This is a genomic window from Pseudomonas fulva NBRC 16637 = DSM 17717 (genome assembly GCF_000730565.1).
Classification (GTDB): domain Bacteria; phylum Pseudomonadota; class Gammaproteobacteria; order Pseudomonadales; family Pseudomonadaceae; genus Aquipseudomonas; species Aquipseudomonas fulva.
The window spans coordinates 109,629-135,336 of sequence record NZ_BBIQ01000005.1; the positions used below are offsets into that span (position 1 = coordinate 109,629).

Genomic DNA, 25,708 nt, shown 5'->3' on the forward strand with positions numbered 1-25,708 from the left:
CCATGCTTCGCTCCGCCCTCGCCCTGCTCCTGGCCTGCGCCCTACCCGCCTTTGCCCTGGCCGACGCCGGCAAACCGCTGCGTATCGGCATCACCCTGCACCCTTACTACAGCTATGTGAGCAACATCGTTGGCGACAAAGCCGAGGTGGTGCCGTTGATTCCGGCTGGCTTCAACCCGCATGCCTACGAGCCTCGCGCCGAGGACATCAAGCGCATCGGCACGCTCGATGTGGTCGTGCTCAACGGCGTCGGTCATGACGACTTCGCCGACCGCATGATCGCGGCCAGCGAAAAACCGAACATCGCCACCATCGAATCGAACCAGAACGTGCCTCTGCTCGCGGCAACCGGCATTGCCGCACGCGGCGCTGGTAAGGTCGTCAATCCGCATACATTCCTGTCCATCAGCACCACCATTGCGCAGGTCAATAACATTGCCCGGGAGCTGGGCAAGCTGGACCCGGAAAACGCGAAACTCTACACGCAAAATGCGCGGGCCTATGCCAAGCGTCTGCGTGCCCTGCGTGCAGAGGCCTTGGCCAAGGTGAGCCAAGCGCCTGGTGCCACCTTCCGGGTGGCCACGATCCATGCTGCCTACGATTATCTGGTGCGTGATTTTGGCCTGGAAGTCACCGCCGTGGTGGAGCCTGCCCATGGCATCGAGCCCAGTCCCGCTCAGCTGAAGAAAACCATCGACCAACTCAAAGCGCTGGATGTGCGCGTCATCTTCTCGGAAATGGACTTCCCCTCGGCCTATGTGGAAACGATCCAGCGTGAATCCGGCGTGCGCTTGTACCCGTTGACGCATATTTCCTACGGCGAATACACCAAGGACAAGTATGAGGTCGAAATGAAGCGCAACCTCGACACAGTGGTGCGCGCCATCGAGGAGAACCGCGCATGACCGCCGCCACTCAGGTGCTGCCGGTTTGTGGACCTCGCATCGAGTTCGAGGCGGTCAACCTCGAACTGGGCCGTACGCGCATTCTCGAACAGGTCAGTTTCAGCGTCGCGGCCGGCTCGGTGCATGCCATCGTCGGACCCAATGGGGGCGGCAAGAGCTCGCTGATCAAGACACTGCTGGGGCAGATGCCTCATCAGGGCCGATTGGCTATGCACTGGCCCAGCGAGCGGGAGGTGATCGGCTACGTGCCTCAGGCGCTGGAGTTCGACCGCGGCTTGCCCATGACCGTGGACGACTTCATGGCTGCCATGTGCCAGCGCCAGCCCGCCTTCCTAGGGTTGTCCAAGCGTGTCCAGCCGGCCATCGAGGCGGCCCTGACCCACGTCGGCATGCTCGACAAGCGCAAGCGGCGCATGGGGGCACTGTCGGGCGGTGAGCGTCAGCGGGTGCTACTGGCGCAAGGGCTGATTCCCGAACCGCAACTACTAGTACTGGACGAACCCATGTCGGCACTGGACGAAGCGGGTATTCGTGTGTTCGAGCACTTGCTGGCCAGCTGGCGTCGCTCCGGCACCACTGTCTTGTGGATCGAGCATGACCTTGAAGCCGTGCTGCGGCTGGCTGACCGGGTAACCGGCCTGAGCCGCCGCGTGCTGTTCGATGCACCGCCTGCCCAGGCTCTCACCCCTGAGCGTCTGCTCGGGCTGTTCTCCGTCCATCCGCGCAGCGAGAGCCTTGCCTGATGAGTTTCGAATCCTTCCGTGAACTGGTGCAGCAGTGGGCCGTTCAAGGCTACTTGCCCGAAGCGCTGGCCTACGGCTTCGTCGTCAATGCGCTGCTGGCAGGGTTGATGATCGGGCCGGTGCTCGGTGGCCTTGGCACATTGGTGGTGGTCAAGCGCTTTGCCTTCTTCTCCGAAGCGGTCGGCCACGCGGCGCTGACTGGCGTGGCCATCGGCATCCTGTTGGGCGAACCCTATACTGGACCCTACGGCAGTCTGTTCGGCTATTGCCTGCTGTTCGGCATCCTGCTGAATTTCCTGCGCAATCGCACCGGCTTGTCGCCCGACACGCTGATTGGCGTGTTCCTGTCGGTGTCATTGGCGCTAGGCGCCAGCCTGCTGCTGATGCTGGCCGGCAGGATCAACGTGCACATTCTGGAAAACGTGCTGTTCGGTTCGGTGTTGACCGTGAGCGGTCAGGACCTGGTCGTGTTGGGAATCGTCGCCGTGCTGGTGCTGGCCTTGGCGCTGCCGCTGTACAACCGCATCATGCTGGCCAGCTTCAATCCGCAACTGGCTGCTGTACGCGGGGTGGCGGTCAAAACCCTGGACTACCTGTTCGTGGTGCTGGTGACCTTGGTCACGGTGGCCGCGGTCAAAGTAATCGGTGCGATTCTGGTGGGCGCGTTACTGGTCATCCCCGCGGCTGCCGCGCGCCTGGTCAGCCAGTCATTGAAAGGCTTTTTCTTCATCTCGGTGTTCATCGCTACCCTGAGCACCCTGTTCGGCATTCTGCTGCCCATTGTCTTCGACCTGCCTGTACCGTCCGGCGCCGCGATCATTCTGGTCGCTGGCCTCTGCTTCGCCCTGGCCGCCCTGGCCCGCGCGCTCGTCCCACGTCTGCAAGGAAACCCGGCATGAACCTCAAACGCCTGTGTCTGGCCGTCGCCCTTACCAGCCTGCCGTCCCTGGCCTCGGCCACCCAGGTGCTGACCACCCTGCCGGTGACCCACAGCCTGGCCAACACCTTGCTCGAAGGCACTTCGGTTGAGCTCAAACGCGCTGCGCCGGCGAATTTGCCCGCCAGCCGCCAGCCGTCATATTTCAGTGGTCGTGGCGAAGCCAGCCTGCACAAGGCGGCCCAGCAGGCTGACGCTGTGATCGGCGTGCGTTCGATCTGGCGAGACGATCCGCTTTATCCGGTGGCGCGGCGCAGCAATATCCGCATCGTGGAAATCGACGCCGCTCGCCCCGTCGATGGTGCATTGCCAGGCATCGCCGTGACGGGGGCTGATGCCTACGCCGGCTACCCATGGCTCAGCCCCACCAACCTGGGCCGCATGGCCGATGTCGTGGCCAATGATCTGGAGCGGCTGTCACCTGCGGACAAGGCACGCATAAAAACCAACCTTGCCGGCTTCAAGCAGCAAGTGTTGGCGCTGGCCGCCGATAGCCAGACGCGTCTGGCCAAGGTGGAAAACCTGACCACCGTCAGCCTTTCGGAGCGGCTGGGTTACTTGGCCAGCGGATTGAACCTGGACCTGGTGGACCAGCCGCTGCCCACCGAGTGGGATGCCGCTGCGCTCAAAGCCTTGGCCGACAACCTCAAAAACCAGGACGTGGCCCTGGTCCTGGATCATCGGCAACCAGAGGCCGCCGTGGCGCAGGTCATCAAAGACAGCGGCGCGAAGCTGGTTGTCGTGCAGAGCGATACCGACGACACGCTGGCAGGCTTGAAGAGCAGCGTTGATCTGATCGTCGAGGCATTAGGCCAAGGCTGAAGGGGTAGCGCAGTACCTGTGTGGAGCATAAGGGCCGAATAAGAAGAGCAGACCCGCACTTACTCAACGACTCATACACTGCTCATAGCGCCCATCCACCCGCTCGGCAAACCAGGCAGTGGTCAGCTTGCGGGTGATCTTCGGGCTCTTGAGCTCGATGCCCGGCAGCACGGCCCGCGGCAATGCACGGCCGGCCCTGGCATCGGCCAGGGCAAACACCTCCCGGTACAGCCGAGTCTCTTCGAAATCCAGTTCGGTGCCCTGCTCCAGCTGACTGCGAATCTGCGGGTTGCGCAGGCCCAACTGCCGACCCAGCTGACGTGCTGCCCTTTCTGTGGTGCCGGGCATGATCGACCCAGGCGCAATCAGGTCACCGTCCAGCGCCAGATCTATCCCGGTGACCTGGCTGAGCGCCGCCTGAAACGCCGCATTACGGCTGGCGTACCAGCCAGCGTTGAAGTCAGCGAACCGATAGAGCTGACGCTCGTAGTTGGCGGGATAGCCCAATAGATGCGCAATCCCGAAATACAGGCCACCGCGGCGCGTGAACACTTCCTGGCGCACGCTACCCTCGCGTGCGTAGGGATAGGCTTGCGCGTGTTTCTCGGCAAAGTCGATGCTCACCTGCATCGGGCCGCCGGTATGTACCGGGTTGAGCCCCCCCAGCAAGGTACGGCCCAATGGCACCCGCGCGATCACCTCATCATACAGTTCGCTCAATTGCTTCTCGGTGCGCACTGCCTGCAAGCGCTGTGCGTAGGTCTTGCCATTGCCAGACGGGGTTTGCAGCGCGCCGTCGACCAGCATTCTAGGCACATGCACACGGGCAGCCCGCCGATTGATTTCCTCGCGCGCGATACGGCCCAGCTGGGGCACCTGGGGGTCGGCGTTGAAGGTGGACTCCTGCTCGGTCACAGCCAGTACCGCGCACAGGTTTCGCTTTGAAGGCTCGATACCTTGGGCCTGGAACGCCTTCTGGATATCAGCGGCCCAGCCGGCCCGGTCGCCAGCCTTGGCGGGCAACAACCGCATCAGCTCGGCGTGCACCTGCGCAGGGTCGGCTTGGGGTACGGACGCTCGGCGCCCCGTACACCCTTGCAATACGGCCAGGGCCAGAACGGCTGCGGCCAGCATGCGCCCGTTCAGAGGTGGGCTCCTGCCAACGGGCGCGCAGAGAGATCGATCAGCATGGTCTGTCCTGGAGGTTCAAAGCCCCTAGCCTCGCCGACCCTGGGCGAGACGTCAATCAACCCGTCAGGCGCAGCGGTTCCAGGGCGCTGGTCAATGCCGCCAGCACGCCTGGCTCGTGGTCATGGATGAAGAAGTGACCGCCAGGGAACACCTGCAGCGAAAACGAGCCCTGGGTTTCGTGCTGCCAGGCCCGTAGCTGCTCGTCGCTGGCCCGATCATCTTCGCCACCCAGTACGTGCAACGGGCAGCGAAGCGCGGGCCGCTGGCGATACGCGTAGGTCCCGCACAGCAGAAAGTCAGCGCGCAGGATCGGCAGTGTCAGGCTCATCAGTTCATCATTGGCAAGCACCTGCTCTGGCGTGCCTTGCAGCTCACGCAATTCATCGATCAGCTCGGTGTCGGACTTCGGCTCGCGCCAGTGCCTGCCGTCATAGTCTTCCCGGCGGGTAGGCGCAGCAGTGCCGCAGGCGAACAGCGCCAGCGGTGGCTGGCAACCAAGCGCCTGCAGTTCATGGGCCAGTTCGAAGGCCAGCAGCGCGCCCAGGCTGTGGCCGAGCAAGGCATAAGGCGTACTGGTCGTCAGGCGCTGCTCCTGGGCCAGCTGTCGGGCCAGCGCCTGCATGTCGGTGTGCAACGCCTCGGCCATGCGTGCGCCGCGGCCTGGCAATTCCACTGGCCTAACCTGCAACCACGCCGGTAGCGCGCGGCGCCACCGGCTGTACACCATCGCACTGGCCCCCGAATACGGCAGGCACAGGAGATTGATCACCGTCACTGTGCGCCAGCTTCAGCCATTTTCTGACGCAGGCTGAGCGGACGCATGTCGGTCCACACCTCATCGATGTAGGCCAGGCAGTCCTTTTTCAGCCCTGCTTTGCCCACCGCCCGCCAGCCCTCGGGGATCGCCTTGTATTCCGGCCAGATCGAATACTGTTCTTCGTGGTTGACCACGACCTGGAACTGGATGTCTTCACGGTCGAAAACTGAAGTCATGTTGCCTGCCTCCTTGAGTGGGATTGCCACTGCGCGCGCGGCGCAGGGGAACTTTCAAGTAGACGTGCAGGGTGTGGAAAAAATTAGGCGACCAGGCAATGCCGAGCCGGCCTGGGGATGTGGGGCCGGTTCGGTCAGGTGTCGCGCAACAGGTCGTGGGTGTCGAGCAGGCGGAAGGCAACCTGCGGATTTCGTTCGAGCCCCTTGCGTATGGCCGCCGGTATGGCCTGGCGCGTCTTGCGGCACAACCCAGGCTGATCGTCCAGCTCGATGACGATCCCGCGCATGGTGCGCACTTCATGATGGCCCGGTGCGATATGCAGCCGGATGCCCAGGTTGTCATATAGCCGACGTTGCAGACGATAGAGATCCTCGATGTCCTGAAGGTTCTCCAGGCGTTCGAGCAGGCGCTTTTCTTCCTGCCGGGTCAGCAGCAGGATGCGCCGAGCAGGCTCGCACTCGGTGGCCAGCTGATCGCGACCGCAGATGCACGCACCGGGCGGGCAAGGTTGGCGCAATGGTACAGAGTTGGTCATTGCCCAAGCATAGCCAGGATTGCGGCACCCGTGCTACGCCCGGTGGTGTCATGGCGCGACGCCCTCGACGATGATCACCTCGGCGCACGCCGCACCTTGGCGCAGGCCGCAGGCTTGCTGGTAAAGGTCGGATCGATAGCAGGCCACGGCCTGGTCATAGGAGTCGAACTCGATCACCACGCTGCGTTGGGGCGTAGGCCGCCCTTCCAAGGCCTCACTGCGCCCTCCCCTGGCCAGAAAGCGCCCACCGTAGGCCTGGAAGGCTGCCGGGGCACGCTGAGTGTACTGCTGGTATTGAACCGGGTCGGTCACATCCACATGGGCAATCCAATAGGCCTTCATCCGCTTGTCTCCTGCGTGGGGGCTTTTGTGTATGATGGTATACCATAAACAATAACTCTCAGCACGAGCACTCGACATGCCTTTCAACAGCATCGATGAAATTCTCCAGGATTATCGGCAAGGCAAGATGGTCTTGTTGGTGGACGACGAAGATCGTGAGAACGAAGGCGACCTGCTGATCGCCGCCGAATACTGCGACGCACAGGCCATCAACTTCATGGCCAAGCAAGCCCGTGGCCTGATCTGCCTGACGCTGACGGATGAGCACTGCCAGCGCCTGGGCCTGGAACAGATGGTTCCGGCCAATGGCAGCATGTTCAGCACCGCCTTCACCGTCTCGATCGAGGCCGCGACCGGCGTCACCACGGGCATCTCCGCCGCCGATCGCGCACGCACCGTGGCAGCTGCCATGGCCGCCGATGCGCGCCCGGAAGACCTGGTGCAGCCTGGGCATATTTTCCCGTTGCGCGCCCGCGAAGGCGGTGTTCTCACCCGCGCAGGGCACACCGAGGCCGGCTGTGACCTGGCTCGCCTGGCAGGCTTGAGCCCGGCGTCGGTCATCGTCGAGGTGCTCAACGACGACGGCACCATGGCCCGTCGGCCCGAGCTTGAAGCCTTCGCGGCCCGCCACGGCATCAAGATCGGCACCATTGCCGACCTCATCCACTACCGGCTGAGTACCGAGCAGACCGTCAAGCGCATCGGGGAGCGTGAGCTGCCCACGGTGCATGGCACCTTCCGCCTGGTCACCTATGAGGACCGTGTCGACGGCGGCGTGCACATGGCCATGGTCATGGGCCAACTGCGCCGTGAGACGCCTACGCTGGTGAGGGTGCACGTGATCGATCCGCTGCGCGACCTGGTCGGCGCCGAGTGGGCGGGCCCGGCCAACTGGACGTTGTGGGCGGCACTGCAGAAAGTGGCTGAGGAAGGCGCAGGCGTGGTCGTGATCCTGGCCAACCATGAGTCCTCCCAGGCGCTGCTCGAACGTGTGCCGCAATTGACCCAACCCCGGCGCCCCTACCGGCGCGGGCAGTCGAAGGTGTATTCGGAGGTCGGCACTGGTGCGCAAATACTTCAAGACTTGGGCGTGGGCAAGCTTCGTCATTTGGGTCCGCCCTTGAAGTATGCAGGCTTGGCGGGCTACGAGCTGGAAGTGGTGCAGAGCGTACCGTTCGAGCCAATGGCTGGCTGATCGCGCAGCCTGCATGGCCATCGACCAAATGATGGCCGGTAGCCTGCTGCTACTTGCGAAAAGTTTGGAATACCATAATATGACATTCCGTAGACCTTGAATTTGTCTACCGCTGCTCCCCGAATACTGTTGGCGGGCGCACCACAAGCCCTGCCTCGAATAACAAAAAGCAACGAGGGCGTAATCATGCTGTTGAGCAAACGTGTAACCGCAGTGCTGTCGGCCAGCCTCCTGACATTGGCCTGCCAGGCCACTCAGGCGGCTGAGAGCCTGAATTTCGTAAGCTGGGGCGGAACGACCCAGGATGCTCAGAAACAAGCGTGGGCAACCCCGTTCAGCAAGGCTACCGGCATCAAGGTGGTGCAAGACGGCCCGACCGACTACGGCAAGCTCAAGGCCATGGTCGAAAGCGGCAACGTGCAGTGGGACGTGGTCGACGTCGAGGCTGACTTTGCCCTGCGTGCTGCCAGCGAAGGCCTGCTCGAACCTCTGGACTTTTCCCAGATCCAGCGCGACAAGATTGACCCGCGCTTCGTTTCCGATCATGGCGTGGGTTCGTTCTTCTTCTCCTTCGTGCTCGGCTACAACGAAGGCAAGCTCGGTGCCAGCAAGCCAACCGACTGGACCGCGCTGTTCGACACCAAGACCTATCCCGGCAAGCGCGCCCTCTACAAATGGCCAAGCCCAGGTGTGCTGGAACTGGCGCTGCTGGCCGATGGCGTAGCACCGGACAAGCTCTACCCGCTGGACCTGGATCGCGCCTTCAAGAAGCTCGACACCATCAAGCAGGACATCGTCTGGTGGGGCGGCGGTGCGCAGTCGCAACAGCTGCTGGCCTCCGGTGAAGCCTCCCTCGGCCAGTTCTGGAATGGCCGCGTCTACGCCCTGCAACAAGACGGCGCGCCTGTAGGGGTGAGCTGGAAACAGAACCTGGTCATGGCCGATTTCCTGGTCGTACCCAAAGGCGCGAAGAACAAGGATGCGGCCATGAAGTTCCTGGCCAATGCCAGCAGCGCCGAAGGCCAGGCCGAGTTTGCAAACAAGACGGCCTACGCCCCGGTCAATACCGACAGCCTCGCCAAGCTGGACAAGGACCTGGCCCCGAACCTGCCGACTGCCTATGCGCGGGATCAGGTTACCCTGGACTTTGCCTACTGGGCCAAGAACGGCCAGGCCATTGCCGCCCGCTGGAATGAGTGGCTGGTCAAATGAAAGTCGCGATCAATGCCCTGCATAACGCCCAAGGTGCCCCTTCGGGCACCGGTGCTCCAGGGGCCGGGCCACGGCGCGCCTCCCTGAGCCAGCGCTGGAAGGGCAGCCGCAACCTGCTGCCAGCCCTGCTGTTCCTGGGCCTGTTTTTCTTCGCACCGTTGGTTGGCCTGTTACTGCGCGGCGTGCTCGAGCCCACGCCTGGCCTTGGCAACTATGAACAGCTGTTCGCCAACTCGGCCTATGCCCGGGTGTTGTTCAACACCTTTTCGGTGGCCGGGCTGGTAACGCTGATCAGCGTACTGCTGGGCTTTCCGCTGGCCTGGGCGATCACGCTGGTGCCCAAGGGCTGGGGCCGGTGGCTGCTGAACATCGTACTGCTGTCGATGTGGACCAGCTTGCTCGCACGCACTTACTCCTGGCTGGTGCTGCTTCAAAGCTCGGGGGTCATCAACAAAATGCTGATGGCCATGGGCATCATCGATAGCCCACTTGAGATGGTGCACAACCTCACAGGCGTGGTGATCGGCATGAGCTACATCATGATCCCGTTCATCGTGCTGCCGCTGCAGGCAACCATGCATGCCATCGACCCGATGGTGCTGCAGGCAGGCTCGGTGTGCGGTGCCAGCCCGTGGACCAATTTCTGGAAAGTGTTTCTGCCGCTGTGCCGGTCGGGGCTGTTCTCCGGGGCGTTGATGGTGTTCGTCATGTCGCTGGGGTACTACGTCACCCCGGCGCTACTGGGCGGGGCGCAGAACATGATGCTGCCTGAATTCATCATCCAGCAGGTGCAGTCGTTCCTCAATTGGGGCCTGGCCAGCGCGGCAGCCGCCTTGCTGGTGGTCATCACCCTGGTGCTGTTCTACCTGTACCTGAAGCTGCAGCCGGAATCCCCGGTTGGCACTGCGAGGTAAACCACATGCTCTTGTCTCCCAACGCCATGGGCCGGCCGCTTCGCACCGGCCTGTACTTGACCACCGGCGTGATTGCTGCCTTCCTGCTGCTGCCGGTGGTCTTCATCGTGCTACTGTCGTTCGGCTCATCCCAATGGCTGGTGTTTCCGCCGCCGGGCTGGACGTTCAAATGGTACGGGCAGTTTTTCTCCAACCCTGAGTGGATGGACGCGGCCCTGGCCAGCCTAAAGGTCGCCGTGCTCACCACCGTTGCGGCAGTGCTGCTGGGCCTGCCCACGGCCTTTGCCTTGGTACGGGGGCGCTTCCCGGGGCGCGAACTGCTGTACGGTTTGTTCACCATGCCCATGATCGTGCCCCTGGTGATCATCGCCGTGGCGGTATACGCCTTGTTCCTCAAGCTGGGCTACACCGGGACTTTGTTCGCCTTCGTGGTGAGCCACGTGATCGTCGCCCTGCCCTTCACCATCATCTCCATCATCAATTCCCTGAAGCTGTTTGACCAGTCAATCGAAGACGCCGCCGTCATCTGCGGCGCCTCGCGCCTGCAGGCCATCTTCAAGGTGACTTTCCCGGCCATCCGGCCTGGGATGATCGCCGGCGGGTTGTTCGCGTTTCTGGTGTCCTGGGACGAAGTGGTGCTGAGCGTGATGATGGCCAGCCCCGACCTGCAGACACTGCCGGTAAAGATGTGGACCACCCTGCGCCAGGACCTCAGCCCGGTAATCGCCGTGGCATCGACCTTGCTGATCGGTCTGTCGCTGCTTGTGATGTTCCTTGCCGCCGCCCTGCGCCGGCGTGCCGAAACCAACGCCTGAGCGCGCGGAGATTAACCCATGAGTGCAGTGATCCAAGACAACGCGCGTGGCAAGGCCCTGGTCAGCCTGCGCGGCCTGAACAAGCATTACGGCGACTTCACCGCCGTGGACAACCTGGACCTGGACATTCAGGAAGGCGAATTTCTGACCTTCCTGGGTTCCAGCGGCTCCGGCAAGTCCACCACCCTTTCGATGCTGGCTGGCTTCGAGACGCCCAGCAGCGGCCAGATACTCGTGGAGGGCCAATCGCTGGTCAACGTGCCGCCGCACAAGCGCGACATCGGCATGGTGTTCCAGCGCTATTCTCTGTTTCCGCACCTGAACGTGCGCGACAACATCGGCTTCCCCCTGGCCATTCGCAAGCTGGGTGCGGCTGAAACACGCAAGCGTGTCGATGCCATGCTCAAGCTGGTGCAACTGGAGCCCTTCGCGCACCGCAAGCCCTCGCAGATGTCTGGCGGGCAACAGCAACGCGTGGCCATCGCCAGGGCGCTGGTCTACGAGCCGCGCATCCTGCTGATGGACGAGCCGCTGGGTGCCCTGGACAAGAAGCTGCGTGAAGACCTGCAGGACGAATTACGCCAACTGCACCGGCGTCTTGGCATTACCATCGTCTACGTCACCCATGACCAGGAAGAGGCCATGCGCCTGTCCCAGCGCATCGCGATCTTCAGCCATGGCAAAATCGTGGGCCTTGGCAGTGGCTACGACTTGTATCAGAACCCGCCCAACGCGTTTGTCGCCTCGTTCCTGGGCAACTCCAACTTCCTGCGGATCAAGGCCAATGGCAACGGCGCCGGTAGCTTCGAAGGCCAGAGCGTGGCCATCCGCCTGACCCCAGGCCTGAGCCAGGACCAGGATGCCCTAATCATGGTGCGACCCGAGAAGGCCCTGACCCTGACTGCTCAGCAAGCTGCCGAGCAACCTCTGCCTGCGGGCTGGAATGAAGTCAGCGCCACGGTCGGCGAGGTGTTGTTCCTGGGTGAAAGCCAAACCTGTCATGTGGTCACAGCAGGCGGTACATCGTTGACGGTCAAGGCGCTTTCGGCGGCAGGCATGCCGATGCAGCCAGGCGACACCGTCAAGGTACGCTGGGCCGTGGCCGATGCGTGTATCTATACCCAATGGGCAGAAAGTGACCTGAGCAAATCGGCCGGCGCTCACTGAGCCGAGGAGCTGACGCCACGTATCAGGCCGTGCGCTAATGCCTGCGCACGGCCGCCTTGTCATCACACTATCACGTCACTGTCTTACGCTCAGGCCATTCCCACCGTAAAGGTCCAATCGGCATGGCCCGCCTGTTCGCCCTCCTGTTGACCATGCTACCGGTGATGGCCTGGGCCGAGTCCGTGCCTCTGCGCATCCAGGGCTCCAACACGCTTGGCAGCGCCCTGTTACCGGCATTGGTACTGGCGCAACTGCGTGCTGAGCTCGCCACCCAGGTGCAGGTTCACCGCGGTCAGTCTGACAATGAGTCAGTGATCACGGCGACCCGCGCCGACGGCGTAGCCGTTCGGGTCGACATCGCGGCACATGGTACGAACACGGGCTTTTCTGCCTTGGCTCGTAACGAGGCCGACCTGGTCGCCGCCTCACGTCCGATCAATGACAGCGAAGCGCGGCAATTGCAGGCATTTGGTGACCTGCAGGCCCCTGCCGCCGAACATGTGATCGGATTGGACGGTGTCGCCATCCTCGTCAATCCTGCCAACCCGTTGCATGAGTTGTCCCTGGATCAAATTGCGCAGGTTTTCAGCGGGCAGATACAGCGCTGGGAGCAACTGGGAGTGGCCGGTGGCGACATCCATCTGTACGCCAGGGACGAACGCTCCGGGACGTTCGAAACGTTCAAAGCACGGGTACTGGCGCCTGGGCAGGTCAACCTGGCGCGGACAGCCACGCGTTTCGAAGCCGGCGATCGTCTGGCCGCCCAGGTAGCGGGTGATCGCCAGGCAATCGGATTCTCCGGCCTTTCGACCACACACGGGACGAAGGTGCTGGCAGTGGCCGAAGGCACCGCTGCGGCGCAGCTGCCCGAACGCGCCTTGGTGGCCAGCGAGAACTACCCCCTGTCACGTCGCCTGTTCCTGTATCTGCCCACTCCCTCAAGCCCTCAAGCCACCGCATTGATCGACTTCATCCAGAGCCCTGCTGGGCAGGCCATCGTGGCCGAACAAGGCTTTGTGTCACAACAGGTCGTGGCCCAGCGGGTGGTGCCTGTTCCGGACATGCCCGCCCGGTATCGCGACCTCGTAGAGCACGCCCAGCGGCTGAGCGTGAATTTGCGCTTTCAACCGGGCAGTGCCGCCCTGGACAGCAAGGCCATCCAGGATGTGCAGCGGATCATCGATTACCTGAACCAGGCCAGCAAGCAGCAGCGCAAGGCTGTGCTGGTCGGCTTCGGCGACCCCAAGGACACACCGGGACGCGCGGCCCTGCTCTCGCGCCTGCGCGGCGAGGCGGTACGCCAGGCGCTGGCGCGCGGGGGTATCGAGGTGCTGGAGGTGGCGGGGTTAGGTGACCAGATGCCGGTGGCCGGTAACGAGCTGGAGCAAGGCCGATTGCGCAACCGTCGCGTCGAGGTCTGGGTCTATTGAGGCTTGCAGTACTGCACCAAGACCTGAGCCGTCAGCGCATCGAAAGCCCTTCGCAAAAAAATGTAACAGCTGCCCATTCGGCGTGCCCCACAAATGGATCTACGCTCAAGCTTAAGTGATACCGGGCCCCTCTGACGGTTGCCAGCCGCCATGTCGGATCACTGTTGCCACGCAACGTCGACCGACCAGGAGGGGCTCATGACAGCTCTGCACACCTTTCTCACCACACCTTTTCTTGGCACCAGCGCTTGGCTATGGCTGATCTTCGTCGCCATCGTCGTCGGCTTGCTGGTGCTCGACCTGGGCGTGCTGCATCGCCATGACCGTGAAATCGAAATGCGCGAAAGCCTGCTGCTGTATTCGGGCTATTTTGGCGTTGGCGTGCTGTTCGGCGTTGGGGTTTGGTACTACCTGGGCGCGCAGCCGGCGCTGGAGTTCTACACGGGGTTTCTTGTCGAGCAGTCGTTGTCGATGGACAATGTCTTCGTCATGGCGATGATCTTCAGCTACTTCGCCGTTCCCAGGCGGTACCAACACCGCGTGTTGTTCTGGGGCATTCTCGGTGTGGTGGTGTTGCGCGCCATCATGATCGGCGTAGGTGCGGCCCTGGTGCAGAACTTTGCCTGGGTACTTTATATCTTCGGCGCTTTCCTGCTTTTTACCGGCGTGAAGATGGCGCTGTCCAAGGAAGACAGCCAACCGGACCTGGCCAACAATCCGATTCTGAAGTTTGTGCGGCGGCACATGCGCGTGACCGATCAGATCCACGGCTCGAAGTTTTTCGTGCACATCACGCCCAGCGGGGGCAGCCATGCTGTGCGCCACGCTACGCCGCTGTTCCTTGCGCTGGTTTTGATTGAACTGGCCGACCTCGTCTTTGCGGTAGACAGTGTTCCGGCAATATTCGCCATTACTCAGGACCCTTTCATCGTCTACACATCCAATATCTTTGCCATCTTGGGCCTGCGTTCGCTTTACTTTGCCTTGTCGGCACTGATGCACCGTTTCGTGTACCTGAAATATGCGTTGGCGCTCGTGCTGATCTTCATCGGTTGCAAGATCTTCTACCACGGCTTGATTGGCAAGGTGCCCGCCCTCTTGTCGTTGGGTGTCACGTTCGGACTGCTGCTGGGCGGTGTGCTGGTGTCGCTGATAAAAACCCGTGGTCAGGGCAAGGCTGCGATTACTGAGTCGGATCAAGCGACTGGAACCACTGGGCATAAGGAGTATTGACCGCCAGGCGCCGGTTGAAGTCCGGGCTCCCGTCGGCCCACCAGACAGGGCCCCGCTCACCCAGCGCCACCTTTGCCGTCTGAACCTGGGCACGGGCGCGGGTTAACTGGTCGGGATCGTTGTCGGCTTTTGCGTCCTTTACAGCTCTGCGGGCGTCCATCAGGGCATGCACCCAGTGCTGACGCTCAGCCTCGGACAGGGAGGGGTCGGTACAGCGCCACAACCGCCCCCGGACAACGAAATAGCGGCCGTCCGGGGTCGTGGGGTAACGCTGGGCAGGCATTACTTGGCCAGCCAGTTTTCCACTTCATCTGCGCCGTGTTCTGCCTTCCATGCCTTGAGCTTGGTGTGATTGCCACCTTTGGTCTCGATGACTTCACCGGTGTGAGGGTTCTTGTACTGCTTGACTTGCCGAGCACGACGCGGCGCTTTCTGGGACGCAGCAGGCGCAGCGGGACGTTGACCGTTTTTCGGATCGAGCAGGTTGACGATGTCGCGCAAACTGTATTCGTACTTGGCCAGCAGATTTCGCAGTTTGGTTTCAAACTCGATTTCTTTCTGCAGCTCAGGGCTACCTTTCATGGCTTCCAGCTCTGCAAGTTGGGCAGCCAATTTCTGTTCCAGTTGTCGAAACTCTGCAAGACGAGACATGGGGACGTTTCCTTTTCAGTACGACGGGCAATAAAACTTCAGTAACTTGTTAGTGCAGTCGAACATACGCTTGGTTCAACCCGCTTGACTAACTAGACCGCATTACCGTCTGTCCGTCAAAGAAAATGTTAGTGCCCTGCAAGCGGTCTGTTGCGCACACCCAGCGGAGACTGAATCATGCCCAACCCGTTCCCCAGCCTTCTTGGCTTGTGTATCGCCAGCGCCCTGCTCGCCGGTTGCTCAGGTGCCAAAACCGCATCACCCGTACACACACCCGGCGCCCCAATAAAACCCGGGACGCAATGGCTTGAAAAAGGCGCGGCGCTGTTACAGTCCAAACCACCCATTGAGGCACTCAATGCCTACCTGGACGGCTTTCACTTCTATAACGGCCATCCGGATATTCAAATGGAAGCGCATCATTACTGTGCGATCCTCAACGAAGACGTCATTCAGTGCGTGATCTACGATGGCAGCACGGCCACGGCCAAGATCATGGGCGTGGAGTACATCATCGATCAGAAGTTGTTCGCCCGTTTACCCGACAAGGAAAAAGCCCTGTGGCACAGCCACGGTTACGAAGTGTCCTCCGGCCAGTTGGTGGCGCCCGGTATACCTGCGCCTGCCGAGCATGCCTTGATGAAACGCCTGGCCACCACCTACGGCAAGACGTGGCATACCTGGCATACCGACCAGGACAAGTCCCTGCCGATGGGCGTGCCCCAACTGATGATGGGCTTTACGGCAGACGGTCAGGCAGACCCTGCAATGGTCGAGCAGCGCAATCGTCGCCTGGGCATCGATACCACCCAGACGCGCAAGCAGCGCGCTGACATCGACATTCCGACGCCTGACACCGGCGCCGACAGTTGGCAGAAAGGCGTCGTCATTCAGTTGGATGACCCTACGGGCGCGCATCTGCACAAACCTGCCACCACTACGCCTGCCGATACCAACAGCCGTTCGGCCCGCTGAGCCTGGCGGGGTGACCACAGCAATCAGCGTTGGGCCGCTGAACCCGACGCAGGCAGGTGCTTGCCGATCTCGTACTTGCCGATCGCAGCCCGGTGTACTTCATCGGGCCCGTCGGCCAGGCGCAGCGTGCGCTGCATGGCGTACATGTAGGCCAACGGAAAGTCAGCGCTGACCCCCGCGCCACCGTGCAACTGGATCGCCCGATCGATCACGCGCAGCGCCACGTTCGGTGCTACCACCTTGATCTGGGCGATTTCGCTGCGGGCCACCTTGTTGCCCACCGTGTCCATCATGTAGGCCGCTTTGAGCGTGAGCAGTCGTGCCATGTCGATGTCCATGCGCGAATCGGCAATCTTGTCGACATTGCCGCCCAGGCGCGCCAGTGGCTGACCGAACGCAGTCCGGCCAACCGCGCGCTTGCACATCAGTTCAAGGGCCCGTTCGGCCATGCCAATGGATCGCATGCAATGGTGAATGCGCCCAGGCCCCAGTCGGCCCTGGGCGATCTCGAACCCCCTGCCTTCTCCAAGCAGCACGTTCTCCAATGGCACCCGCACATTTTCGAACACCACCTCGGCATGGCCATGGGGGGCGTCGTCGTAGCCAAACACCGGCAAAGGCCTGAGCACCCTCACACCGGGGGTATCCATCGGCACCAGAACCATCGAATGTTGTTGATGCCGCGGGCCGTTCGGGTTGGACAGGCCCATGAAGATCAACACCTTGCACCGTGGGTCACAGGCGCCGGAGGTCCACCACTTGCGGCCATTGATGACCCATTGGTCCCCTTCGCGCACTGCTGTGGCCGCCATATTGGTGGCATCTGAGGACGCCACATCGGGCTCGGTCATGGCGAATGCCGAGCGGATCTCGCCCCGCAGCAAAGGCTCCAGCCACTGCTGCTTCTGCGCGGCCGTGCCGTAGCGCACCAGCACTTCCATGTTTCCCGTGTCCGGTGCCGAGCAGTTGAACGGCTCCGGGCCCAGCAATGAACGGCCCATGATCTCTGCCAGTGGGGCGTACTCCAGGTTGGTCAGCCCTGCACCGTATTCGGATTCAGGCAGAAAAAGGTTCCACAAGCCCTCCTCGCGCGCTTTGGTCTTCAACGACTCCATGATGGCGGTAGGCTGCCAACGATCGCCTTCGGCCACCTGGCGGTCGAATACGGACTCGGCAGGATAGACGTAGGTATCCATGAATGCAGTCACGCGCTCGCGCAGCGCTTGCACCTTGGGCGAATAGGCGAAATCCATTGGCGGGTTCCTTCGGGTCGAATGACATGAAGCAAGCCTAGGGCAGGCATGGGTCATCCACCTAGTCTATTTTCGGCGTGTATTAACATTCATAACCGATATATGATCAGCCGATAATTCCAAGAACGAGCGGCGCTCATGAACCTCAGCAAGGTCGATCTCAACCTGTTCATCGTCTTCGATGCGATCTACACCGAAGCTAACCTCACCCGTGCCGGGCAGATCGTCGGCATCACCCAGCCTGCCGTGTCCAATGCATTGTCCAGGCTGCGGGAGACCTTCAACGATCCGCTGTTCGTGCGCACCGCCCAGGGCATGGTGCCGACACCCATGGCGCAAAACATCATCGGCTCGGTCCGCAGCGCCCTGGCGTTGCTGCGCACCTCAGTGCAGGAAAGCCGAACGTTCAATCCCCTGCAAGCGAGCAAGACCTTTCGCATCAGCATGACCGACCTGACCGAGGCCGTGATCCTGCCGCCGCTGTTCCAGCGTCTGCGTCGCCTGGCACCTGGGGTGCTGATCGAGAGTTTCCTGTGCAAGCGTCGAGAAACGACCAAGGAGCTCGCCGCGGGACGACTGGACTTCGCCATCGATGCCCCTCTCAACACCGACCCTCAAGTGCGGCACATCAAGTTGATGCAGGACCGCTACGTCTGCGCCCTGCGCCAAGGCCACCCGCAGGCCGACAAGGCATTGAGCCTGGACGCGTACCTTGGCATGACCCACATCCACATTTCCAGCCGCCGCAACGGGCTGGGTTACGTGGACCTTGCGCTGGGCAAGATGGGCGTACAGCGCAAGGTTGCCCTGCGCTCACAGCATTACCTGATGGCCTCGCAAGTCTTGCAGCAAACCGACATGGTGATGACCGTGCCAGAGCGTTTCGCCCGCCGTCATCAGCTGTGCTACAAGCCCCTGCCTGTGGAGGTGCCTGCGTTGGAGACGCACCTGTACTGGCATGAAAGCACTGATCAGGACCCCGCGAACCGCTGGATGCGCGAGCAGATCACAGAGTTGTGCGAGCGAGTAGTCAGCGAAGAGGAACGGTCTCTGAGCGGTGCGTGAGGTAAACCGTCTGAGGGTCGTGAAGGATGGGAACATTTTTTCCGTTATGCCTGAGCGGGAGAAAGCTTTTGCAAAATGGTCTTAAAAAGCCCTGATTTAGAGCAAAAGTCTCTTCACAGCGCAGTTAATCTTGTTCAGGCACCCTCGTTCTCTTGCCAATGGACCTGCTCATGACTGACGCCCCGCTCTACTTCGATTACGCTGCCACCACCCCGGTCGACGATCGAGTGATCGAGACCATGCTTGCGTGCCTGGGTCGGCATGCCCATTTCGGCAACCCGGCCTCGAGCGGGCATGTCTACGGCAAGGCAGCGCGTGATGCAGTCGAACTGGCCCGTGAGCAGGTGGCCGAACGCGTGGGGGCGTCGCCGGCGTCGCTGGTATGGACATCCGGGGCGACCGAGTCCAACAACCTGGCGCTCAAAGGGATCGCACAGGGACTGGGCCAGCCTGGGCATCTGCTTACCAGTCAGCTAGAGCACAAGGCCGTTCTGGACACAGCGGCCGAACTGGAGCGCCAGGGCTGGACAGTGACGCGACTGCAACCGGACCGATCAGGCCTGATCCATCCCGCCATGGTTCAGGACGCGCTGCGCGCCGACACGCGCCTGGTGTCGCTGATGGCGGTGAACAATGAACTGGGAACGGTGACCGACATCGCTGCCATCGGCGAGCGGGTGCGGGCGCACGGCGCCCTGTTGCACGTGGATGCCGCCCAGGCGGTTGGCAAGCTCGACATCGACCTGGCCGGCCTGCCCGTTGACCTGATGTCCTTCTCAGCCCACAAGGTGTATGGCCCCAAGGGCATCGGTGCGCTGTTCGTCGGCCCCCGGGCCCGCGCCGGCATGCGTGCGCAGCTGCATGGCGGTGGTCACGAGCAAGGCTTGCGCTCCGGCACCCTGGCGACGCATCAGATCGCGGGCATGGGCAGCGCGTTTGCCCTGGCGGGTCAACCGGGCGACGGCGAGTACCAGCGCCTGGCACAGTTGGCCACGCGCCTGCGCGAGGGTCTATTGGCACTGCCCGGCATTACGCTCAACGGCTGCGCAACCCAGCGCGTGCCGCACACCTTGAACCTGTGTATCGAGCAGGCGGGGTTCAACAACGCGGCGCTTGCCACGCAACTGGCGCTGTCGACCACCTCGGCCTGCAATTCGGCGAACAATGCGGCATCCCACGTCTTGCTGGCCCTGGGGCTGGACGAGCGCCGTGCCCGTAACAGCATTCGCCTGAGCATCGGCAGGTTCACCACAGAGGCAGAGGTAGACAAGGCCATTGCGGTAATGGCCTCGGCATTGAAGACGGCCAGCGCTGCACTGTGGTGAATCACGCCAGCCGGGCATGCCTTTACAGGAAGGTGAATACCTGGGAGGCCGGGAGCCGCGATTTGCTCAACCCGGCATTGAAGTCGGTTTCACTGCGATAGCCCAGGCTCAGCAGCACTACGCTGGTGAAGCCTTGTTCGCGCAACCCCAGCTCGGCATCCAGGCGCTGGCTATCGAAACCTTCGATGGGGGTAGCGTCCAGGCCCAAGGCAGCCGCGCCCAGCAAGGCGGTACCCAGGGCAAGATAGGTTTGCTTTTCCATCCAATGCTGCAGGTCCTTGCGCTCGTAACGGTGCAGGTCGGCGTAGTGGCGTCGGCTCTTGTCCTGAGCTGCCCTGGCCTGCTCATCCCGAAAACGCCCGTCGAGTGCTTCCTGGGCGAGCACTGCCTCCAGGTGCACCTGGGTCATGTCGGTACGCGCGCAGAAAACGATGACATGGGAGGCATCGCGCAATTTGGGCGAGTTGTAGGCGTAGTCGGTGTCGGTACTTGTGGTCAGGCGGGCTTTGGCAGTGTCGCTCTGGGCGACGACGAAATGCCAGGGCTGGGAATTCACCGACGATGGGCTGTAGCGCAATTGCTCAAGTAAGGCATCGACCGTGGCTTGGGGAATTTGACGCGATGCATCATAGGCTTTGGTGGTGTAGCGGCGCTTGGCCAGCGAGACGGTATCCATGGGCAATTCCGATCGTCGAGAGGAAAGAAGTGCCCATGGTATCTTTCCTGCCACAAATAAAAACCGGCACAATCGAGCAACACTTTCACCCACGGAGTGACAATGCTGCGCCTTGCCGACCTCGAACTGTTCGTACGCAGTAGCGCACTGGGCAGCTTCACCGCAGCTGCCCTAGAAGCGAACCTGTTACCCGGCCAGGTGGCAGCGGCCATCAAGCGGCTGGAGCGTGACCTGGACGTACGCTTGTTCGTTCGTACCACCCGCAGCCTGCGCCTGACTGCTGAGGGCGAGCGCTACCTGCCGACCGCCGTGAACGTGCTGGAAAGCCTACGCCGCGGGCATGACGATTTGCATGGCAATGCCACCGCCCTGCGCGGCACCTTGCAGGTTTCAGCGCCCTCGGACCTGGGCCGCAACATGCTGTTGCCATGGCTCAGCGCGTTTCGCCGGGAACACCCGGCCCTGCACCTGCGCTTCATGCTGTCCGACCAGATTGCCGACCTGAGCCGTGATCCGGTGGACGTCGCCGTGCGTTACGGCCTGAATCAGGACGCCAACTACATTGCCCTCCCCCTGGCCGACTGGAACCAGCGCGTGCTGGTCGCCTCGCCCGATTACCTGGCCCGCCACGGCCGACCCCAGACACCCGAAGCACTGCACACTCATGCCTGCTTGTTGTACATGCAGCACGGACGGGTGTACGACAAGTGGCAACTCGGCCAACGCACGGTGCACGTGCAAGGGCCACTGGTCAGTGATGATGCCGATGTGATTCGCCGCCTGGCGGTACTTGGCGAGGGAATCGTCTACAAGTCGTGGCTGGATGTCAGCGACGACCTGGCCTGTGGCAGACTGGAAATCGTCCTGCCTCAATGGCCGGGCGAGCCGACGCCGGTCACGCTGGTATGTCCGCACCGCAAGCAGCTCACGCCCGCCGTCACGCAACTGCACCAGTGGCTGCGCCAGCGGTTCGACGCACTGCAGCCGGCAGCCAGGCTCGGCAGTTGCACAAATCTTCCAGACACCTGGAACCGGGGGCATTAGGCTCGTGATACAGCCCCCGCATCAGCGTGCACACAGCGAGCTCCCATGAGTAACTGGATCGACCTCAAGCAGGACGCCGAGACCGGCATCGAGTCGATCCGCGCGCATTTCGTCGGTCATGCCTACGACCCCCATTGGCACGACAGCTACCTGGTCGGTGTGACCGAGCAAGGGGTCCAGCAATTCAATTGCCGTCGGGTCAGGCACCGCAGCGTGCCGGGTCAGGTCTTCATGCTTGAGCCTGGGGACCTGCACGATGGGCTTGCGCCCACTGAAGACGGTTTTACCTACTCTACGCTCTACCTGGAGCCGGACTGGCTGGAGCAGCAGTTGCGCCTGCTGTTCGAACACGCGCCCCGTGATGCCTTGCCCAGTTTCGCCGACACGCTGACTCAGGACCTGCAGCTCGCCCAAACCACCGCTTTTGCCTTCAATGCACTGCATGCAAACGAGCTACTCATCGTCAGGCAGTCGGCCACCGACGCCCTGCTCGCCTGCCTCACACGCCACCTGCACTGGCGCAAGCGGGTCGACCCGGACCCGCGCCTGCCGCTCACGGCGCAACGGGCCCGCGATTATCTGCATGACAACCTCGCACGGGATGTGGGCCTCCAGGAGCTGGCAACAGCCTGTGGTATCGACCGCTATCGCTTGACGAGAGCCTTCAAGGCGGCATTCGGGCTTGCCCCGCATGCGTACCTGATCCAGCTGCGTCTGGCCAGGGCCCGGCGTTTGCTCGCCAGCGGGGCCAGCCCTGCAGACGTAGCCGTCACCTTGGGCTTTGCCGATCAAAGCCACCTGGGCCGCTGGTTTCGGCGGGCCTATCGACTCACGCCGGCACACTACCGCAAACGCTGCTCAATCCTTCCAGACTGACGCGATGCAAACGGCGAGCATGGTGGCTGATCTCAAGGAGCCCCTGCACATGACGCATTCTTTCCTGCCATTTATGGCATTTGCCCTGGTTGCCAGCATCAGCCCGGGCCCGACCAATCTGCTCATCCTTGCCCAAGGTGCGCGTCACGGCCTGCGCAGCACACTGGTACCCATCCTGGCGGCCTGCCTGGCCGCTGCGGCCACCGTATTGCTGGTTGGCATGGGGCTGGGCCAATGGTTGATGCGTCACCCCCAAGCCCAGCATCTGATGATGTGGGGCGGGGTGTTGTGGTTGAGCTGGCTGGCCTGGCAACTGCTGCGCAGCGCCGGCGACACCGGCGCAGCAGCCCAGGTGCGGGCGTTTACGGCAGTGGACGCGGCAACGTTGCAGGTAATCAACCCCAAAGTGTGGCTGATGGCCGTGGCCGTGATCGGCGTGTTTGCCGCGCCCGGCCTGGCGGTGTGGCAACTGGCGCTGCTGTTTCTGGTGATCGCCCTGCCGTGCATGACGCTGTGGGCGGTGCTGGGCGCAGGCAGTGCGGCCTGGCTGCAAACGCCACGCCGCATGCGCTTATTCAACCGAGCCCTGGGCGGGCTGCTCTTGCTCTCAGCGTGGGCTGCGGTACTGAGCTGAGCAGCCTTGCTGGCCTGTAAGCCACACTCAATGCGTCAGCGCGTCGCGAAAGCGGCGGGTACTGCCGACTGCCAGCAACAAGCCGACCACTGCCACGCTGCCGCCGACCAGGCCGATATTGGCCACGCCCAGGTAGCTGCTGACGATACTGCCCAGCAACGCCCCCCCGCCGATGCCAATGTTGTAGATGCCGGAGAACAACGCCATGGCCACATCCGTGGCGTCGGAAGCCAGCTTCAACGTGCGTGACTGCAACGACAGGCTGAAGCTCAAGATCGCCACACCCCAGCACATGCTCAGCACAGCAAATGCATTGAAGCTGCCGGACAAGGGCAAGAGCAGCAGCAAGCAAACTGCCAGCATGCCGATCGAACCCACCAGAAAACCCTGGGGGAAACGGTCGCTGTAGCGGCTGAACAGGAACGAGCCGACCACGCCAGCGCCGCCAAACAACAGCAGGACCAACGTGGTGCGTTCACCGCTGATCTGCGCGACATGCAAGGCGAACGGCTCGATATAGCTGTAGGCGGTGAACTGCGCGGTGATCACCAGCGTCACCAGCAGGTAGGTGATGACCAGCGCAGGCCGCTTGAACAGTATCGGCAAGCTGCGCAACGACCCAGAGTTTTGGCTCGGCAACAACGGCAGCGATTTCATCAGGCACAGCATGGTCGCCAGCGCCACGCCGGCGATGCTCAGGAAGGTGACGCGCCATCCCAGCGCCTCGCCCACCACGCGCCCCAGGGGGATGCCGAGCACCATCGCCAGCGTCGTGCCGGTGGCCAACAGGCCCAGCGCCTTGGCCTGTTGCCCAGGCGGGGCGACGCGCACCGCCAGCGAGGCAGTGATCGCCCAGAACACGGCGTGCGCCAGGGCTATGCCGATGCGGCTGAGCAGCAGCATCGCAAAACTCTGCGACAGCCACGACAGCAGGTGGCTGACGATGAACACCAGAAACACGAACAGCAGCAGGCGCCGCCGCTCGATGTTGCGGGTCATCAGCATCATCGGCAGTGATGCCAGTGCCACGACCCAGGCGTAGATGGTCAGCATCAGCCCCACTTGCGCAGTGGTCATGTCGAAGCTGCGGCCAATGTCGCTGAGCAGCGCCACCGGCACGAACTCGGTGGTGTTGAAGATGAAGGCGGCCAACGCCAGGGCGATGACGCTCAGCCAGCTGCCGCCGCCTACAGTGGGTGGCAAATGGTCAGGTAGGGGTCCGTTCATGGCGTGAAACCGGTTCTCCACAGGCAAGGCAAGACCACGCACGTCCAGCCCCGGCAAGGAGCGGTATGAGCGTGTGTCTTATTAAAATTGGGGACGCAGGCATGGTACGCGTCATGCTTGGGCCTCACAACCGCCGTACCGAAGGAGTACCATGCGCAATCTCGGATACTGGCGCACATCAAGGAGTTCCACCCACTCATGGACAAGCAGCATCCCCAGCAGCAATGGCAGCAGGCCGTTATCACCTACGCCCAGGCCGTCAACGACTATGTCGCACAAGGCCGTGCGCACGGCTGGGACCAGCTCGAAGAACCCCGGCACCCTGCCACCGAGCACTTGCTGGACGCCTGGCGCGCCGCCTTGCGCACGGTCAATCAGCCGGCTGTCGAGGAGCACCAGCGCCAGGCGTTTCGCCAGGCCTGGCCGCCAGCCCATGCGCCCTTGTTGCCCCTGCTCGATACGCACGGCCAGGGTATCGCCACGTTACTGCTGCTCGACGACGGCAGCCTGCTCGCACGGATCGGCATGCCTCACGAGAAAGGCCAAGTGGTGCGTATCGATGGTTACAGCGTGACACCCATCATCGGCGTCGAACATTTCGGCCGGTGCCCGGCTCGGCGCTTCTTCGCCCTGGCCAATGCCGAGGGTGTGCGCGTGACCGATGGATGGGGCGGCCCACAGGTGCGGCGGCTGGCCTGGCCTACCGGTTTGGAGGGGTTGCCCAAGGGCTATCCGTTCGAGCCTTTCGACCTGCCCCCCGTTGCGACTGCCTTGATACCGTTCCCCGACGGGCAACAGGTGCTGCTGGTTAGCGACGAGGGCATTTTCGTGCTATCCGAGCAGGGCGCGAGCCGGCTGCTGCCACGCCAGGAGCAGGTCGAGCAGGCGCTGGCAGAGGGCACGGACCCCGATGACATCATCCTTGGCCTGAGCATGGCCCACGGCGCTGTTTCGCCTGACGGCAAGCGGGTCGTCGTGGGCGAGCAAGCCAACCGACACCAGGTGCTGGACCATCGGTTACGGCCTTTTGCCAGTATCGGGCCGGCCAGCGAATACCCGCACTACGCCCTGTTCAACCGCGCCGGGGACCAGTTGCTGCTCAATGCCTGTCACTTCTACAGCGGCGCGTCGCTGGCCGTCAGGGTGAGCGACCTGGAAGGCCTGGACACCGATTACTACAGCCAGGACCCCCGCACGCCGGTGGTGCAGGAAGGCGCCCGGGTCTATGCAGGCGTGGCGCGCCAGGACGAGTACATCGTCGGTGATGCCTATGGTTATCTAAGGGCGTTCGGGGAAGACGGTAGCGAACGCTGGCAGCACTATCTGGGTTCGACCATCAGCGCGATGGACATCAGCGAGGATGGTAGAACCCTCGTCGCTGCAAGCCATGCGGGGTTCATCTCGGTGATCGCGCTCGACAGTGGCCGACCCGATTGGCAGATCGGCACAGGCCCGCATGGTGAGGTCCGGCGCTGGCTGTTCTGGAAAGGTGGGGAGAAGCCGCTGGCCTGGTAGGGCCAGCAACAGGACCTGCACCGGTTGCCCCG

The 25,708-nt window shown here is 62.5% G+C and carries 28 protein-coding genes; 18 read left to right on the forward strand and 10 right to left on the reverse strand.

Annotated elements, in window-relative coordinates; translation table 11 throughout:
* Positions 1-2: 2 nt before the first annotated feature.
* The 4 genes from PFU01S_RS07310 to PFU01S_RS07325 are packed head-to-tail and all read left to right on the forward strand — an operon-like array spanning position 3 to position 3,407.
* Complete coding sequence (locus PFU01S_RS07310; RefSeq protein ID WP_027914696.1) at positions 3-905, forward strand: metal ABC transporter substrate-binding protein; 903 nt, start codon at positions 3-5, stop codon at positions 903-905.
* A complete protein-coding gene (locus PFU01S_RS07315) occupies positions 902-1,648 on the forward strand; it encodes a metal ABC transporter ATP-binding protein (protein ID WP_027914695.1) in 747 nt (248 codons plus the stop codon). The genes PFU01S_RS07310 and PFU01S_RS07315 overlap by 4 nt, the downstream gene beginning before the upstream one ends.
* Positions 1,648-2,547, forward strand: a complete 900-nt coding sequence (locus tag PFU01S_RS07320) for a metal ABC transporter permease (protein ID WP_027914694.1) — start codon at positions 1,648-1,650, stop codon at positions 2,545-2,547. Before PFU01S_RS07315 ends, PFU01S_RS07320 begins: the two co-directional genes overlap by 1 nt.
* Entirely contained in the window at positions 2,544-3,407 is an 864-nt protein-coding gene (locus tag PFU01S_RS07325; RefSeq protein ID WP_028686980.1) for a metal ABC transporter solute-binding protein, Zn/Mn family, read from the forward strand. The genes PFU01S_RS07320 and PFU01S_RS07325 overlap by 4 nt, the downstream gene beginning before the upstream one ends.
* 63 nt (positions 3,408-3,470) lie before the next feature.
* Here the strand turns inward: PFU01S_RS07325 and PFU01S_RS07330 are convergent, their stop codons facing one another.
* The 5 genes from PFU01S_RS07330 to PFU01S_RS07350 form a co-directional block, all read right to left on the reverse strand.
* Complete coding sequence (locus PFU01S_RS07330; protein ID WP_165919251.1) at positions 3,471-4,541, reverse strand: DUF1615 domain-containing protein; 1,071 nt, start codon at positions 4,539-4,541, stop codon at positions 3,471-3,473.
* 112 nt (positions 4,542-4,653) lie between these two features.
* Positions 4,654-5,373, reverse strand: a complete 720-nt coding sequence (locus PFU01S_RS07335; RefSeq protein WP_028686978.1) for a thioesterase II family protein — start codon at positions 5,371-5,373, stop codon at positions 4,654-4,656.
* Positions 5,370-5,591, reverse strand: coding sequence for an MbtH family protein (locus tag PFU01S_RS07340; protein WP_028686977.1), 222 nt, complete (start codon positions 5,589-5,591; stop codon positions 5,370-5,372). Before PFU01S_RS07340 ends, PFU01S_RS07335 begins: the two co-directional genes overlap by 4 nt.
* A 134-nt stretch (positions 5,592-5,725) precedes the next feature.
* The gene (locus tag PFU01S_RS07345) at positions 5,726-6,127 is read right to left on the reverse strand and encodes a hypothetical protein (RefSeq protein ID WP_027914689.1); all 402 of its coding nucleotides are present in this window, start codon (positions 6,125-6,127) and stop codon (positions 5,726-5,728) included.
* A gap of 48 nt (positions 6,128-6,175) precedes the next feature.
* A complete protein-coding gene (locus tag PFU01S_RS07350; RefSeq protein WP_027914688.1) occupies positions 6,176-6,469 on the reverse strand; it encodes a DUF1330 domain-containing protein in 294 nt (97 codons plus the stop codon).
* Between the two features lie 76 nt (positions 6,470-6,545).
* On the opposite strand from PFU01S_RS07350, the gene ribBA reads away from it, so the two are divergent.
* The 7 genes from ribBA to PFU01S_RS07385 all read left to right on the forward strand — a co-directional run bounded on the left by ribBA (position 6,546) and on the right by PFU01S_RS07385 (position 14,435).
* The gene (gene ribBA / locus PFU01S_RS07355) at positions 6,546-7,664 is read left to right on the forward strand and encodes a bifunctional 3,4-dihydroxy-2-butanone-4-phosphate synthase/GTP cyclohydrolase II (protein WP_028686976.1); all 1,119 of its coding nucleotides are present in this window, start codon (positions 6,546-6,548) and stop codon (positions 7,662-7,664) included.
* A gap of 186 nt (positions 7,665-7,850) precedes the next feature.
* On the forward strand, positions 7,851-8,876 hold the full coding sequence (locus PFU01S_RS07360; protein ID WP_028686975.1) for an ABC transporter substrate-binding protein: 1,026 nt from the start codon (positions 7,851-7,853) through the stop codon (positions 8,874-8,876).
* The gene (locus PFU01S_RS07365) at positions 8,873-9,790 is read left to right on the forward strand and encodes an ABC transporter permease (RefSeq protein WP_027914685.1); all 918 of its coding nucleotides are present in this window, start codon (positions 8,873-8,875) and stop codon (positions 9,788-9,790) included. Before PFU01S_RS07360 ends, PFU01S_RS07365 begins: the two co-directional genes overlap by 4 nt.
* 5 nt (positions 9,791-9,795) lie before the next feature.
* Entirely contained in the window at positions 9,796-10,605 is an 810-nt protein-coding gene (locus PFU01S_RS07370) for an ABC transporter permease (protein WP_023536057.1), read from the forward strand.
* A gap of 18 nt (positions 10,606-10,623) precedes the next feature.
* Entirely contained in the window at positions 10,624-11,772 is a 1,149-nt protein-coding gene (locus PFU01S_RS07375; protein WP_028686974.1) for an ABC transporter ATP-binding protein, read from the forward strand.
* A 122-nt stretch (positions 11,773-11,894) separates the two neighbouring features.
* Positions 11,895-13,202, forward strand: coding sequence for a substrate-binding domain-containing protein (locus tag PFU01S_RS07380; RefSeq protein ID WP_028686973.1), 1,308 nt, complete (start codon positions 11,895-11,897; stop codon positions 13,200-13,202).
* 198 nt (positions 13,203-13,400) lie between these two features.
* Positions 13,401-14,435, forward strand: coding sequence for a TerC family protein (locus tag PFU01S_RS07385; protein ID WP_028686972.1), 1,035 nt, complete (start codon positions 13,401-13,403; stop codon positions 14,433-14,435).
* Here PFU01S_RS07385 and PFU01S_RS21695 read toward each other — a convergent pair.
* Positions 14,386-14,718 (reverse strand): amidohydrolase family protein, encoded by a 333-nt coding sequence (locus tag PFU01S_RS21695; RefSeq protein ID WP_081783935.1) that lies wholly within the window; start codon positions 14,716-14,718, stop codon positions 14,386-14,388. The genes PFU01S_RS07385 and PFU01S_RS21695 overlap by 50 nt on opposite strands.
* Positions 14,718-15,086, reverse strand: coding sequence for a histone-like nucleoid-structuring protein, MvaT/MvaU family (locus tag PFU01S_RS07390; RefSeq protein WP_023536121.1), 369 nt, complete (start codon positions 15,084-15,086; stop codon positions 14,718-14,720). Before PFU01S_RS07390 ends, PFU01S_RS21695 begins: the two co-directional genes overlap by 1 nt.
* A gap of 177 nt (positions 15,087-15,263) precedes the next feature.
* Here PFU01S_RS07390 and PFU01S_RS07395 point away from each other — a divergent pair, with 177 nt between their 5' ends.
* Positions 15,264-16,061 (forward strand): OBAP family protein, encoded by a 798-nt coding sequence (locus PFU01S_RS07395; RefSeq protein WP_033695034.1) that lies wholly within the window; start codon positions 15,264-15,266, stop codon positions 16,059-16,061.
* Between the two features lie 23 nt (positions 16,062-16,084).
* Here the strand turns inward: PFU01S_RS07395 and PFU01S_RS07400 are convergent, their stop codons facing one another.
* On the reverse strand, positions 16,085-17,314 hold the full coding sequence (locus tag PFU01S_RS07400; RefSeq protein WP_027914679.1) for an acyl-CoA dehydrogenase: 1,230 nt from the start codon (positions 17,312-17,314) through the stop codon (positions 16,085-16,087).
* 138 nt (positions 17,315-17,452) lie between these two features.
* On the opposite strand from PFU01S_RS07400, the gene PFU01S_RS07405 reads away from it, so the two are divergent.
* A complete protein-coding gene (locus PFU01S_RS07405; protein WP_027914678.1) occupies positions 17,453-18,379 on the forward strand; it encodes a LysR family transcriptional regulator in 927 nt (308 codons plus the stop codon).
* A gap of 170 nt (positions 18,380-18,549) precedes the next feature.
* Complete coding sequence (locus PFU01S_RS07410; protein WP_027914677.1) at positions 18,550-19,704, forward strand: cysteine desulfurase family protein; 1,155 nt, start codon at positions 18,550-18,552, stop codon at positions 19,702-19,704.
* Positions 19,705-19,726: 22 nt separating this feature from the next.
* Here the strand turns inward: PFU01S_RS07410 and nfsB are convergent, their stop codons facing one another.
* Positions 19,727-20,380 carry an oxygen-insensitive NAD(P)H nitroreductase gene (gene nfsB, locus PFU01S_RS07415; protein ID WP_028686971.1) on the reverse strand — a complete coding sequence of 218 codons (654 nt, stop codon included), beginning with the start codon at positions 20,378-20,380 and terminating at the stop codon, positions 19,727-19,729.
* A 102-nt stretch (positions 20,381-20,482) separates the two neighbouring features.
* Between nfsB and PFU01S_RS07420 the strand changes: the two genes are divergently transcribed.
* From PFU01S_RS07420 to PFU01S_RS07430, 3 genes are read left to right on the forward strand one after another with little or no spacing between them, the layout of a single operon-like run.
* Positions 20,483-21,424 (forward strand): LysR family transcriptional regulator, encoded by a 942-nt coding sequence (locus PFU01S_RS07420; protein WP_028686970.1) that lies wholly within the window; start codon positions 20,483-20,485, stop codon positions 21,422-21,424.
* A gap of 45 nt (positions 21,425-21,469) precedes the next feature.
* Positions 21,470-22,300 carry an AraC family transcriptional regulator gene (locus tag PFU01S_RS07425; protein WP_028686969.1) on the forward strand — a complete coding sequence of 277 codons (831 nt, stop codon included), beginning with the start codon at positions 21,470-21,472 and terminating at the stop codon, positions 22,298-22,300.
* A 49-nt stretch (positions 22,301-22,349) separates the two neighbouring features.
* Positions 22,350-22,934 carry a LysE family translocator gene (locus tag PFU01S_RS07430; RefSeq protein WP_028686968.1) on the forward strand — a complete coding sequence of 195 codons (585 nt, stop codon included), beginning with the start codon at positions 22,350-22,352 and terminating at the stop codon, positions 22,932-22,934.
* 27 nt (positions 22,935-22,961) lie between these two features.
* Here the strand turns inward: PFU01S_RS07430 and PFU01S_RS07435 are convergent, their stop codons facing one another.
* Positions 22,962-24,161, reverse strand: a complete 1,200-nt coding sequence (locus PFU01S_RS07435; RefSeq protein WP_028686967.1) for a sugar transporter — start codon at positions 24,159-24,161, stop codon at positions 22,962-22,964.
* 198 nt (positions 24,162-24,359) lie between these two features.
* Here PFU01S_RS07435 and PFU01S_RS07440 point away from each other — a divergent pair, with 198 nt between their 5' ends.
* The gene (locus tag PFU01S_RS07440) at positions 24,360-25,676 is read left to right on the forward strand and encodes a hypothetical protein (RefSeq protein WP_028686966.1); all 1,317 of its coding nucleotides are present in this window, start codon (positions 24,360-24,362) and stop codon (positions 25,674-25,676) included.
* Positions 25,677-25,708 lie beyond the last annotated feature (32 nt).